This window comes from Buchananella sp. 103232 (assembly GCF_058725725.1).
The window spans coordinates 69,229-80,727 of the sequence record NZ_JBZXJM010000006.1; the positions used below are offsets into that span (position 1 = coordinate 69,229).

General features: G+C 69.8%; 9 protein-coding genes and 1 pseudogene. 4 read left to right on the plus strand and 6 right to left on the minus strand.

Annotation, left to right across the window (positions count from 1 at the left end; all coding sequences use genetic code 11):
- Positions 1-25: 25 nt before the first annotated feature.
- The 4 genes and pseudogenes from hisF (at position 26) to AC4PWQ_RS01235 (ending at position 3,982) form a co-directional block, all read left to right on the plus strand.
- On the plus strand, positions 26-817 hold the full coding sequence (gene hisF, locus AC4PWQ_RS01220; protein ID WP_492089531.1) for an imidazole glycerol phosphate synthase subunit HisF: 792 nt from the start codon (positions 26-28) through the stop codon (positions 815-817).
- A gap of 32 nt (positions 818-849) precedes the next feature.
- Positions 850-1,179 (plus strand): annotated as a pseudogene (hisI, locus tag AC4PWQ_RS01225) (phosphoribosyl-AMP cyclohydrolase); the annotation flags it as partial.
- Between the two features lie 483 nt (positions 1,180-1,662).
- Entirely contained in the window at positions 1,663-2,790 is a 1,128-nt protein-coding gene (locus tag AC4PWQ_RS01230) for an anthranilate synthase component I family protein (protein WP_492089532.1), read from the plus strand.
- Positions 2,774-3,982, plus strand: coding sequence for a hypothetical protein (locus tag AC4PWQ_RS01235; RefSeq protein WP_492089533.1), 1,209 nt, complete (start codon positions 2,774-2,776; stop codon positions 3,980-3,982). The genes AC4PWQ_RS01230 and AC4PWQ_RS01235 overlap by 17 nt, the downstream gene beginning before the upstream one ends.
- 180 nt (positions 3,983-4,162) lie before the next feature.
- Here the strand turns inward: AC4PWQ_RS01235 and AC4PWQ_RS01240 are convergent, their stop codons facing one another.
- The 6 genes from AC4PWQ_RS01240 to AC4PWQ_RS01265 are packed head-to-tail and all read right to left on the minus strand — an operon-like array spanning position 4,163 to position 11,171.
- Positions 4,163-5,497, minus strand: a complete 1,335-nt coding sequence (locus tag AC4PWQ_RS01240) for an FKBP-type peptidyl-prolyl cis-trans isomerase (protein WP_492089534.1) — start codon at positions 5,495-5,497, stop codon at positions 4,163-4,165.
- Positions 5,494-6,903, minus strand: a complete 1,410-nt coding sequence (locus AC4PWQ_RS01245) for a proteasome accessory factor PafA2 family protein (RefSeq protein WP_371176912.1) — start codon at positions 6,901-6,903, stop codon at positions 5,494-5,496. The genes AC4PWQ_RS01240 and AC4PWQ_RS01245 overlap by 4 nt, the downstream gene beginning before the upstream one ends.
- Positions 6,900-7,079 (minus strand): ubiquitin-like protein Pup, encoded by a 180-nt coding sequence (locus AC4PWQ_RS01250; protein WP_371152112.1) that lies wholly within the window; start codon positions 7,077-7,079, stop codon positions 6,900-6,902. The genes AC4PWQ_RS01245 and AC4PWQ_RS01250 overlap by 4 nt, the downstream gene beginning before the upstream one ends.
- Complete coding sequence (locus AC4PWQ_RS01255) at positions 7,076-8,686, minus strand: proteasome accessory factor PafA2 family protein (protein WP_492089535.1); 1,611 nt, start codon at positions 8,684-8,686, stop codon at positions 7,076-7,078. Before AC4PWQ_RS01255 ends, AC4PWQ_RS01250 begins: the two co-directional genes overlap by 4 nt.
- On the minus strand, positions 8,683-10,116 hold the full coding sequence (locus tag AC4PWQ_RS01260; protein ID WP_492089536.1) for an AAA family ATPase: 1,434 nt from the start codon (positions 10,114-10,116) through the stop codon (positions 8,683-8,685). The genes AC4PWQ_RS01255 and AC4PWQ_RS01260 overlap by 4 nt, the downstream gene beginning before the upstream one ends.
- On the minus strand, positions 10,116-11,171 hold the full coding sequence (locus AC4PWQ_RS01265) for a tRNA (adenine-N1)-methyltransferase (RefSeq protein WP_492089537.1): 1,056 nt from the start codon (positions 11,169-11,171) through the stop codon (positions 10,116-10,118). Before AC4PWQ_RS01265 ends, AC4PWQ_RS01260 begins: the two co-directional genes overlap by 1 nt.
- Positions 11,172-11,499 lie beyond the last annotated feature (328 nt).

Below are 11,499 nucleotides of genomic sequence, written 5' to 3' on the forward strand. Positions count from 1 at the left end.
CCCTTGGGCCAGGAAAGGAGCAGCGATGACGGTGGCACTTAGGGTGATTCCCTGCCTGGACGTGAATGGCGGCAGGGTAGTAAAGGGCGTCAATTTCGAGAACCTGCGCGACGCCGGGGATCCGGTGGAGCTGGCGCAGCGCTACAGCGAGCAAGGCGCAGATGAAATCACCTTCCTGGATGTGTCGGCGTCCCTAGAGGGGCGGGCCACCACACTCGACATCGTTACGAAAACCGCTGAAAACGTATTCGTCCCCCTCACGGTGGGAGGCGGAGTGCGTAGCGTTGAGGACGTGGATGCTTTGCTGCGGGCAGGCGCTGACAAGGTGGGCGTAAACACGGCAGCCCTTGCCAATCCTTCCCTGCTGGCTCGAATAGCAGATCGGTTTGGGGACCAGGTTGTGGTTCTCTCCGTCGATGCTCGGCGTGGCCCGACCCCCTCTGGATTTGAGGTCACTACCCACGGGGGAAAGCGTTCCAGCGGCAAAGACGCCTTGGAATGGGTCCGGCAGGCTAGCGAACTGGGAGTGGGGGAGATACTTCTTAACTCGATGGACGCCGACGGCGTCCGGGAGGGATTTGATCTGGAGATGCTGGCTGCAGTGCGAAACGAGGTGAAAGTCCCCGTAATCGCCTCCGGGGGCGCGGGCACCACCGAACACTTCGTTGCTGCCGCCGATGCCGGAGCCAACGCGCTGCTGGCAGCCTCCGTGTTCCACTACGGCACTCTCTCTATTGCGGAGGTAAAGGAAGCCCTGCACAGCGCGGGCCACCTGGTGCGTCTCACGGCCGGGCTCGCTCAGGGGGAACAGAGGTGAGCGGGGCAGCAGGGGAGGAACTCGACCCGGCACTGCTGGCACAGTTGCGATTCGACGCCAACGGTCTGATTTGCGCAGTCATCCAAGACGACGTCACTGGCGCCGTTCTCATGGTTGCCTGGATGGACCAGACGGCGCTCGCCCGCACGCTTAGCACCGGACGGGTCTGGTTCTGGTCCCGCTCCCGCCGGGAGTATTGGCGCAAGGGAGACACCTCCGGCCACCGCCAGCACGTGCGCTCAGTGCACGCCGACTGCGACGGTGACGCCCTGCTGGTGCGGGTGATCCAGGTGGGGGCGGCCTGCCACACCGGCACGCGCACCTGCTTCGAGGCCGGCGGCCAGCTCCCGGCCGTGGTGGGGGCCCCCGCTGAGGACGCGCTGGCCGCTGCGGGCGGGGCCGACCGGGTGCCAGGTGAGGCAGCGAACACCACGACGTCAGGAGTGAGCCAATGAGCCGCACGCTGCGGTGGGGCCAAACCTGGCCGGATCGCGAGGAGTTCGCCGCCCAGGCGCAGCGGGGGCACACCGTGGTGGTGGCCCGCAAACTTCTGGCGGAGGAATTGACCGCTGTGGGTGTCTATCGGCGCCTGGCTGCGGGCAGGGAGGGGAGCTTCCTGCTGGAATCGGCCGAGCAGGGCGGCCAGTGGGGCCGGTGGAGCTTCATCGGCGTCAACGGAAGGGCGACGCTGCTGGGGGAGGCGGCCGGTCCCGGCTGGCGCGGTGAGGTGCCGGCCTCGGTGTCGCGGGAGGGCGACGTCGTCCAGGTAATCGCCAGCGTGCTGACGGAGCTTGGTCGCGAGCAGGGCCAGGCAGGGCCGACGCTACCGCCGCTGGGGGGCCGCAATGGTAGGCGCGATCGGCTGGGACGCCCTCTACACGTGGGAACCCAAACTCCGGCGCGCCGCCCAAGACGAGCTGGGACTGCCCGACGTGGCCATGACGCTGGTGCAGGACGTGGTGGCGCTGGACCACCACGCGGGAGAGGTCTGGCTGCTCACCGTCTGCTACGACGCCCACGCCCACGATTACAACGCCGCAGTGGCGCGACTCGACGCGATGGAGGCGGGCCTAGCCCAGTCGCTGCCGGTGCAGCTGAGCAGCGCCGTCGAGCGGGCCGAGGTGGCGCATCGCTACCGCACCGCCAGAGAGGACTTTGAGGCGGCCGTCGTGCGCGGCAAGGAAGCGATCGCGGACGGCGAGGTCTTCCAGGTGGTGCTCTCGCAACGCACCGACGTGGAGTGCAAGGCCAGCTCGTTGGCGGTCTACCGGGCGCTGCGCTCCATCAACCCGAGCCCCTACATGTACCTGTTCGAGCATGTGGACGCCCACGGACGGCCCTTCACCGTGGTCGGGTCGAGCCCGGAGACGCTGGTGCGCGTCACCGACGGTCAGGTTTACACCTTCCCGATCGCCGGCTCGCGGCCGCGCTCCGGGGACGCTCAGCTGGACCGGGAGCGGGTGGCCGATCTGCTGGCCGACCCGAAGGAGCTGTCAGAGCACACCATGCTCGTTGACCTGGCCCGCAACGACCTCTCCAAGGTCTGTGTCCCGGCCAGCGTGAGCGTGGCGGCGCTGATGGAGATCAAGCACTTCTCCCACATCATGCACATCTCCTCCACCGTGACCGGCCAGCTGCGTCCCGGCCGCACAGCCCTGGACGCGCTGGTGGCCACGTTCCCGGCCGGCACCCTCAGCGGCGCGCCCAAGCCGCGCGCCATCGAGCTGATCGACGAACTGGAGCCCGCCAGGCGCGGCTTCTACGGCGGCGTGGTGGGCTACCTTGGGCTGGACGGCAACGCGGACCTGGCCATCACGATCCGCACCGCCATCATCCGCGACGGGGTCGCGCACGTCCAGGCCGGGGCCGGTGTGGTGGCGGACTCGGTGCCGCGAAAGGAACACGAGGAGACCCGCCACAAGGCCGCGGCGATGCTGAGCGCCATTCAGGTGGCGGTTGGAGTTAGGAACTAATGAGGCGATGAATACAAAAGCAGAAAAAGGAAACAGCTACTGGATTCGAGTCTCGCAAACCTTTCCACCGGGTGACTTGAAATGGGTTCTCGGCGCTTGGCTAACGAGTCGAACGCTTCTGTTTAGCACTGCGCTGATGATCGGCATCAAGAAGAACATCCCCTTACTAGAGGTTGTACGGCAGTGGGACGTTGTGCACTTCCTGAATATTGCCGAACTTGGCTATCCCACTGTTGACCCTAATCTTGTCGCCTTCTTCCCCGGCCTGCCAATCTCTATTTGGTTCCTCAGCAAACTAGGCTTCTCCCCCTCAGTTGCAGGACTCATCATTGCCAACTTGAGTGCACTCCTTGCAGCCTTAGCGTTAACAAAACTCGCAGGCCGCACGGCTGGGGTGCTTTGGTTGTTCGGTCCCGCCATGATCTTCGGCTTCGTGCCGTACACGGAGGCACCCTTTGCTGCCGCATTCTTCTGGGCCTGGGAGCGGGCGAGGGCAGGAAAATGGGCCTCAGTCTCCGCACTCTCAGCCGTCGCTGTTACATTCAGGGTAACGGGCGTTGTAGCTGCAATTGCTCTGGTTGTTATGGGATTTGTGGAAGGACGCAACTGGACTGAGAAGTTGAAGCCCATCGCTTGGATGATGTTGCCTGCCGCGGCCGCCGCCGCGTACCAGATCTATACTTGGCGTCTCTCTGGTGACATTCTTGGTTGGGTCCACGCACAGTCACGAGGCTGGTCTCGCAGCTTCCACTGGCCGTGGGAAGCGTTCAAGGTTACGTGGGACAACGCTTCACCTTATGTCTCGCCTGACTACTACAGACTCTTTCGTTTGGAAGCGCTCGCTGTTGTCGTGTGTATCATCTTGGTGGCCTATCTTCCCGTTCGTAAGTGGTGGCCAGAGGCCGTGTTTATGCTGCTACACCTGGCGATGTTCTCCTTCTCTGATTTCTATATGTCGCTCGCCCGCTCGATGGTTTATTGGCTACCTCTCTGGCTGTTGGCAGCAGAGGCCCTCACCGGAGTAAGCCCCGCGAGTGGAATGGCTCCTCCCTCTGGCAATGGCGTGTGCTGGCCGAATCAAGCCATCTACACCCCTGCGAGGAAGGTCGCTATTGCCGCCACAGTCGTTTTCAGTGCTGGGGCGATGCTCTGGTGGGCGGGGATATTCCTCGATGGAGCATGGGCCGGGTAAGGTAGATAGTTCCCGATTACTCTTCGGAACGGTGTTCGTGTACAAAATGGTTGGCAATAGGCCGCAGCCACTCGCCCGCGTGCGCGGCGCTACTTTCGCGTGGTGCCCTAGCCGGGCGCAGGCGCAAGCACAGGCACAGGTTCGGGGGCGCGCCCTGAACTCCTCCCGGCGCACCGCCGCTCACCGTCCACGGTCGCTGATGGCCAGGATGTCCACCACGGCCAGGATGTCCGCGTTGCCGTCGGTGAGCGCGGCGGGCGCGGCCAGCACCAGGCGGCTCCCCACGGCCCGGTCGATCACGGCCTCGGCCAGGCCCGGCTGGAGGGAGGCCACCATGACCTCCTGCGGGCCCAGGCCTGCGTAGGTGGACTCGCGTACCTTGCCGTCCCAGGTGGAGACCACATACTGCACCACCACCGTGTCGCCCTTTGCCACCTGCTCGCCGGTGCCGGAGATCAGCTCCTCGACCTTCACCAGCTGCGTGGCCACGCCCCAGGGAGCGAGCTGCGGCACGGAGTGGGCGTCGAAGGACACCATCGATTTCAGGTCGCCCTCGATCGCGGCCGACGGGCTCTGCCCCGCTCCCTCCACCGGCAGTTGGCGCGGCAGCACGTCCACCACCGCCAGCTCGGGGTAGGCCTGGCCGCCCTTCTCCACCGCGTTCAGCACCAACAGGCGGGCGCCGTCGCGCTGCCCCAGCAGGATGCCGTGCAGCGAGGCGCCCAGGCTGTCCGCGTTGACCTCCACCACGTCCACGTGCGGGAACGCGCCCTCCAGGACGCGCTTGCCGGTCTGTCCGTTGAAGGTGGTCACCGCCAGCACCACGCGGTCGCCCTCTTGCAGCTCCCGGCCCGTGCCGGCCTGGACCACCCGGTGATTGGGCGCGGCGGCCAGCTCCACGGGGTTTTGCAGGCTCAACGTGGGCACCGATCCCAGCCGCCCGCTCACCTGCACGGAGTCGAACGCGCCGCGCCGCGCCTCCTCGATTGCCCGCTGCTCTGCGGCGTTTTGCTGCACCACGGCGGCGATCACCCCGATCACAAGCGCGGCAACCAGCAGGCCCGCCCAGAGCCACCAGCCGCGCGCCAGGCGCCTCAGCTGGGACAGGGCGGCGCTGCCGCCGCTCCGCTCCGGGCGGCGCGGCGGTGCCACCGGGACTAGCGGCTCGGCGCGTTCAGGTCCCTCTGCGGGCCGGGCCACTCCGGCCTCGGCGTCGGGCTGGGTGACCGGCCAGAACGGCAGGCCGGAGGTGACAGCCGGGGTGGGCGCGTCGCCCTGCTGCTGGCGCAGGTCGCGCCGCCGCACCCGCCGGGGCGCCGCTTCGGCGGCGGGCTGCGCCGCCTGCCCCTCCCGCGCCTCCTCGGCCTGCGCGGTGCCCACCGCAGCGGCGTCGGACTGCGCGGCGTCGGAGTGAGCGGCGTCGGACTGAGCGGTGCTCTCCTCGAGCGGCGTGAGTTGGCCCTGTTGGCGCAGCGCGCGGCGCGAGGGCAGGGAGAAGTCGCGCGACTGGCTCATAGCAGCAACATCGCCTCGGTCGCCCCGCGTTCGGGGCTGCGCAGGTGGGCCACCAGCTCAGCAACTGCAGGGTTGCTGGTCTCCCACGGGTCGGCGAGCGTGATGGCCGGCAGGCTGCGATCCAGCAGGCGCAACGTCGTCCAATCCGCCGCCAGGTCCCGCCGGTACTCCAGCGCGGCCGCTATGGCCGCCCCCCGCAGGCTGGCGCGGGTGGCGGGGGCGCTGTTCTGGGCGGCCTCCACCTGGGCGACGGTGGTGAAGCGGCGCAGCAGCCCAGCCGCCTCCAGCCGGGCGCGCAGTCCGCGCGCCGTGATGTCGTGGTAGGCCAGCTCCAGGGTCGCCACCGAGGCGTGGTCCAGGCCCACGCCGTGGCGCTCGCAATGGCGTTCCAGCAGGCGCCGCTTGGCCACGTGGTCCAAGAGGTCGGCCACCTCGTCCTCACGGCCGGCGCGCAGCGCGTCCACCGCCCGCCCCCACAGCTCGTGGCCCAGGCGCACCACCGGGTCCGGGTCGCTGGCCGCCAGGTGGGCGGTGCGCTCCACGTAGTGCGCCTGCAGCTCCAGGCCCGTCAGCCACTGTCCGTTCTTCAGCTCCACGCGCGCGCTGCCCTGGGCGGAGATCGCGCGCACGGCCCCGATCGGGTCCACCAGCTCCAGGTCCTCCAGCTGCGCCCCCTCCTCCAGGGCGGTGAGCACTAGGGCGGTGGAGGCCAGGTTGATCAGGCTGGAGCCCTCTGCCATCGAGGTGTCCGCGTTGATGATGTGCAGGCGGCGGTAGAGCTCGTGGTTGGCGTGCGGCTCGTCGCGGGTGTTTATCAGCGGCCGGGCCCGCGTGGTGGCTGCGGAGACCACCTCGCTGACCACATCGGCCCGCTGGGAGAGCACGTAGCGGGCGGTGCCGTCCTGCTCGCGGCGCACGTGGCCCGCTCCCGCCACCACCTGGCGGCTGACCAGGTGAGGCACCAGCCCCATCACGCGGCGGCGGAAGTCGAAGCGGCGGCGGATCAGGTAGTTCTCGTGGCAGCCAAACGAGGAGCCGGCCGAGTCCAGGTTGTTGCGCAGCAGATGAATCTGGCCCGCCACGCCCCGCTCCTGCAGGCGCGCCGTAGCTCGCTCGGCCAACGCGGCGAGCATCTCGGTGCCGGCCCGGTCCTGCGCCAGCACGTCCGCTAGGCGCGCGCACTCGGCGGTGGCGTACTCGGGGTGGGCCCCCACGTCCAGGTAGAGGCGGCCGCCGTTGGGCAGGAACATGTTGGCGCCCCTGGCCAGGGAGGGGTCGTTGAACAGCTCCTGGGCGGCCTCCTCCGCGCCGAGCTCGGGCCCCGGCCCCACGTGGGTGATGCCGTACTCGATCTCGACGCCGACTATGCGCCGCCGCTGGGTGGGCTCAGTGTCCAAACCGGTCACTGACCGCCCTTTTGCACGAATCCCTGCACGAACGCCTGGGCGTCGGTGGCCAGCACCGCGTCGATGTCGTCCAGCAGCGCATCCAGGTCAACGTCCTTGGCCTGGGGCCGTAGGGCGGCCTGCGCCTCTTCCTCGCCGCTGCCGGCAGTCGCGCCGGCGAAAGTCTGCTCGCTCATCTCTCCTCCTGCAAAACATCGTAAGCCCGCGCCAGCAGCGGCGGCTGCGCCTGTCCGCCCGCCTCTGGCAGGTGGACGCGGCGCAGGTACTCATCCCCGTCCAGGTCCAGGATCACCGAGGTCCAGGACGCGGCCACCACCGGCAAGCTCGCTACCGCTGCGCCGCGCACCCGGGCGCGCGTGGCACACGGCGAGGCGTGCACTGCCGCCTCCGCCTCCCCGGGCGCCAGCAGGTGCGCTACCCGTCCGGCGGCGTCCAATCGTGCCACCAGGGAGCGCTGCGGGCACAGGTCGTGCCACTGCAGGTCCAGCGCGGCCAGGCGCGGGTGGGCCCAGTCTCCGCCCAGCCGCTGGCGCATCCCCTCCAGTAGCTGCAGCTTGGCCACCCACTCCACGTAGGGAGCTGCGGCGTCCCGGTCGGTCTCCAGTAGGTCCAGCACGCGGCCCCACCAGTGCAGGATCTCGGCCCGCTCGCCGCTCAGGGCGGCCTGGCCCAAAGCGTCGATGACGGCCTGCCGGTAGGCGCGCTGGATCTCAATGGCCGTGGCGCTCTTGCTGCTTTGCAGCTCCAGTTCCTGCGTGAGGGTGGTGTCGTATGAGACCTCCGTGACCGCGCGCAGCGGGCTGGCCAGGGCAAGTGCGTGCACCTCCAGCGGCGCACCGGCCTCGATCATGTCCAGCACCAGCGCGGTGGTGCCCAGGCGCAGGAAGGTGGAGAACTCGAACTGGTTGGCGTCCCCGTTGATGACGTGCAGGCGGCGCCACTTCGCCGCGTCGGCGTGCGGTTCGTCGCGCGTGTTGAAGATGGGCCGGTTGAAGGTGGTCTCCAGGCCGATGTCGTTCTCGATGAAGTCGGCGCGCTGCGAGAGCTGGAAGCCCGGCTGCTGCGAGAGCTGCCCGCGCCCCAGCCGCCCGGTGCCGCACAGGATCGGGCGGGTGACCAGGAAGGGGGTGAGCACGGAGATCAGATCGTCCAGGTCTACTTCGCGGCGCACCTGGTAGTTCTCGTGGGAGCCGTAGGCCGCTCCCTTGCCGTCGGTGTTGTTCTTGTAGACCACGGTGCCATCCCCCAGCGCGTCGGCCGCCCGCTGCGCCACCAGGTCGCCGGCGCGGTCCACGGCCACCGCCGCGCGCACCGAGTCGCATTCTCCGCCCGAGTACTCCGGGTGGGCGTGGTCCACGTAGAAGCGCGCGCCGGCCGGCGTGATGACCACGCCCGGGTGCGGCAGCGCGAGCTCGGCCCGGCTGGGACGGGCCAACGCCTGCGCGCTCGCCAGCGCCTCGGTGCCGATCAGGGTGGCCGACGTTCCGCCCGCCGCCCCCACCGGGAAGTCCTGCGGCGCGGCGGCCACGTGCCCGTTGCTGACCATCCCGCCGCGGTGGGCGGAGGCATCGGTTAGCTGCGAGGGGTGCGCGGCGGCGCGGTCCAGGCGGTGGCCCCGCAGGTCGCACAGCGGGTCCTCCCCGGCGTAGTCCCACCGCGTCACGGGCCGCTCCAGCAGGCCGGCGTAGGCCTCCACGAGCGCGGTGGCCAGCACGTGCGACTGCCCGCCACTGGCGCGCAGGATGCCGTACTCGGTCTCCGTGCCGATGATCCGTCCGGTCACAGCTCCTCCTGCCCTCGGCGCGCCGCCATCTCGGCCGCCTGCGCCGCCTCTGCGGCCACGGCGGCCGCGATGTCCGCCTCGTTGATGCCCTCGGCACGGCCTGCGGCCGTGGCCTGCAGCGCCGCTAGCTTGGCGCGGTCCACGATCCGGGCCACCAGGGCACCGGAGGCCACCTGCAGCAGCGTCGTGCCGGCCCCGGCGCCGTCCGTGGAGACCTGGGCGCACTCCAGGCCGCCCACCAGGGCGTCGGCAAGGCGCGCGCGGCGGGCGGCAACGTCGTCCCCCTGCACGCTGGCGGCGATAGGCACGCCGGGCCGCAGGTGGGTCAGCGCGATGGCGCGGCACTGGGCGGCGTCCGGGCGGGAGATGCGCAGCTTCAAATCCAGGCGACCGGGCCGCAGCACCGCCGGGTCTATCATGTCCTCCCGGTTGGTCGCGCCGATCACCCGCACGCCCTCCAGGCCACCCACGCCGTCCAGCTCGGTGAGCAGCTGCGGCACGATCGTGGTCTCCATGTCGCTGGACTTGCCCGCCCCGCGCCGCCGGAACAGCGCCTCCATCTCGTCAAAGAAGACCACCACGGCCGCACCCGTGGCCGCCAGCTCGCGGGCGCGGGCGAACACGGCACGAATCTTGCGCTCCGTCTCCCCCACGTACTTGTCCAGCAACTGCGGGCCGTTGATCGCCAAGAAGTGGCCGCGCGCGCCGTGCGAGGACGCCAACTGGGTGGCAAGGGCCTTGGCGATCATCGTCTTGCCGCAGCCCGGCGGACCGTAGAGCAGGATGCCGCTGGTGGGACGCAGCCCGTAGCGCGTAAAGAGCTCCGGCTGCTCAAGCGGCAGCTCGATGGCCTGACGCACCGTGGCCACCACGTCGTCCAGGCCGCCGATGTCGCTAAACGCCACGTCCGGGGTCTGCGGGGTGAGCAGCTGCTCCACGTCCTGCCGCTCCACCAGCTCCAGGGCGATGCCGGTGCGCAGGTCGCAGCGCAGGCAGTCGCCCACGCCCAGCTCGCTGCCGGCCAGGCGGCCCAGCAGCACCACGCGCTCACCCGACTGCGTGGTCACGATCCCGCGCTGCTCATCCAGGCGCTCGGTCAGCACGCACAGCTCCCCGCCCGCTGCGGGGGCCACCGCGTCCACGGCCACCATGTCCGCGTCCACCAGCACCCGGCTGCCCGCGTGCAGCGTGCCCAACACCAGGTGGGAGGCGGCCGGCACGCTGCGCAGCGCCGAGCCCACCTGCACCAGCAGGCGGCGCTCCCCCATGTCGACCTCCACCACCGTGGCCACGTCCAGAGGCTGGCGCCGCCAGGCCTCCACCTGCTCGCCCAGCGCCGCCAGGTGCGCGCGGGCGTCGGCCAACGCGCTCGCCAGGCGGGTGTTCTTCTCCTGCAGCGAGGCGAGCTCTGCGGCCTGGGCGTCAAGCATTAGTCCTCCAGCCCCGCCGTGATCTGGCCGTCCTGGCCGGGCGGCGGCGGCACCTCGCAGGCGCTGTGGTCAACCAGGTCCGCCACGCGGGCCGTGACGTCCCGCTTGACCTTGCGCACCTTCTTGTCAGAGGTCGGGCGCTCGCCCAGGTCCTGGCTGGTCCACACCTCCTCGCCCGTGTAGGCGCCCTTGGCCGGGCGGCGGCTGCGCAGCGGCGGCTGGTGGCCCGGCGCCAGGCGCCGCGCGGTGACCAGGAAACCCGTGTGCGCCACCATGCGGTGATCCGGGCGCACGGCCAGGCCCTCCAGGTGCCAGTCGCGCACCAGCGACTCCCAGGCGTGCGGCTCGGTGAACAGCTCGCTTGCCCGCATGTCCTCCACCACGCGCGAGAGCTGGGTGACGGTGGCGACGTAGCAGAGCAGCACACCACCCGGCGCCAGCGCGTCGGCGCAGACCTGCAGGTTCTCCCACGGCGCCAGCATGTCTAGCACGATCCGGTCTATGCTGCCGGGCTCCACCACCTGCGGCAGGCGCTCGGCCAGGTCGCCCACCTCCACGCGCCAGGCAGGGTGACGGCGCCCGAACCACAGGTCGACGTTGCCCTGCGCGATCTCAGCGAAGTCCTCGCGGCGCTCAAACGAGATGAGCTGGCCGTATTCGCCCACGGCGCTGAGCAGGGACATGGACAGCGCGCCGCTGCCCACGCCCGCCTCCACCACGCGCGCCCCCGGGAAGATGTCTGCCATCTGCACGATCTGCCCGGAGTCCTTCGGGTAGATCACGGCCGCGCCGCGCGGCATGGACAGCACGTAGTCGCTCAGCAGCGGGCGCAGCACCAGGTACTGGGCGCCGGTGGAGGTGGTGTGCACGGTGCCCTCCGGCAGGCCCACCAGCTCCGAGTGGCGAAACGAGCCGCGGTGGGAGTGGAAGTAGCCGCCCTCCAGCAGGACGATCGTGTGCATGCGGCCCTTGGCGTCGGTGAGCTGCACGCGGTCGCCGTACTTCAGGGGGCCACGGCGGGAGGCCGGGCCTGCGGGGGTGTAAGAAAAAGTCACCCCGAAGATCATACGGGCGTTGCGTAAAGCGCCCGGCCCCGGTGCGCGTGATGTTCGGCGGGCGCCGCGCGCGGCGCGTTCGATTCTGCGCGGCGCGGCGGCTGTGGATGGCCGGTGCGGCCCTCCTTTGCGCGGGACGGGTCCAGCGGTGTTGGTGCCCGCCGCTACGGTGGAAGGCATGGAAGACACGCACGCGGCGGCCCGCGCCGGCCAACCCCGCCCAGTGAAGCGGCGCACGAAAAACGTCTATGGGTCCCAAGAGACTCGTTGTCACGGTAGGCGATTTTCCCTTAATATCGGGCTGCATAACCGAACGAGTACAGGGACA

Bases quoted from the DNA above. Each gene is read 5' to 3' on its own strand.
- hisF (WP_492089531.1), top strand. From the start codon at position 26: ATGACGGTGGCACTTAGGGTGATTCCCTGCCTGGACGTGAATGGCGGC.
- AC4PWQ_RS01250 (WP_371152112.1), bottom strand. From the start codon at position 7,079: ATGAGCGAGCAGACTTTCGCCGGCGCGACTGCCGGCAGCGGCGAGGAA.
- AC4PWQ_RS01260 (WP_492089536.1), bottom strand. From the start codon at position 10,116: ATGCTTGACGCCCAGGCCGCAGAGCTCGCCTCGCTGCAGGAGAAGAAC.
- AC4PWQ_RS01240 (WP_492089534.1), bottom strand. From the start codon at position 5,497: ATGAGCCAGTCGCGCGACTTCTCCCTGCCCTCGCGCCGCGCGCTGCGC.
- AC4PWQ_RS01230 (WP_492089532.1), top strand. From the start codon at position 1,663: ATGGTAGGCGCGATCGGCTGGGACGCCCTCTACACGTGGGAACCCAAA.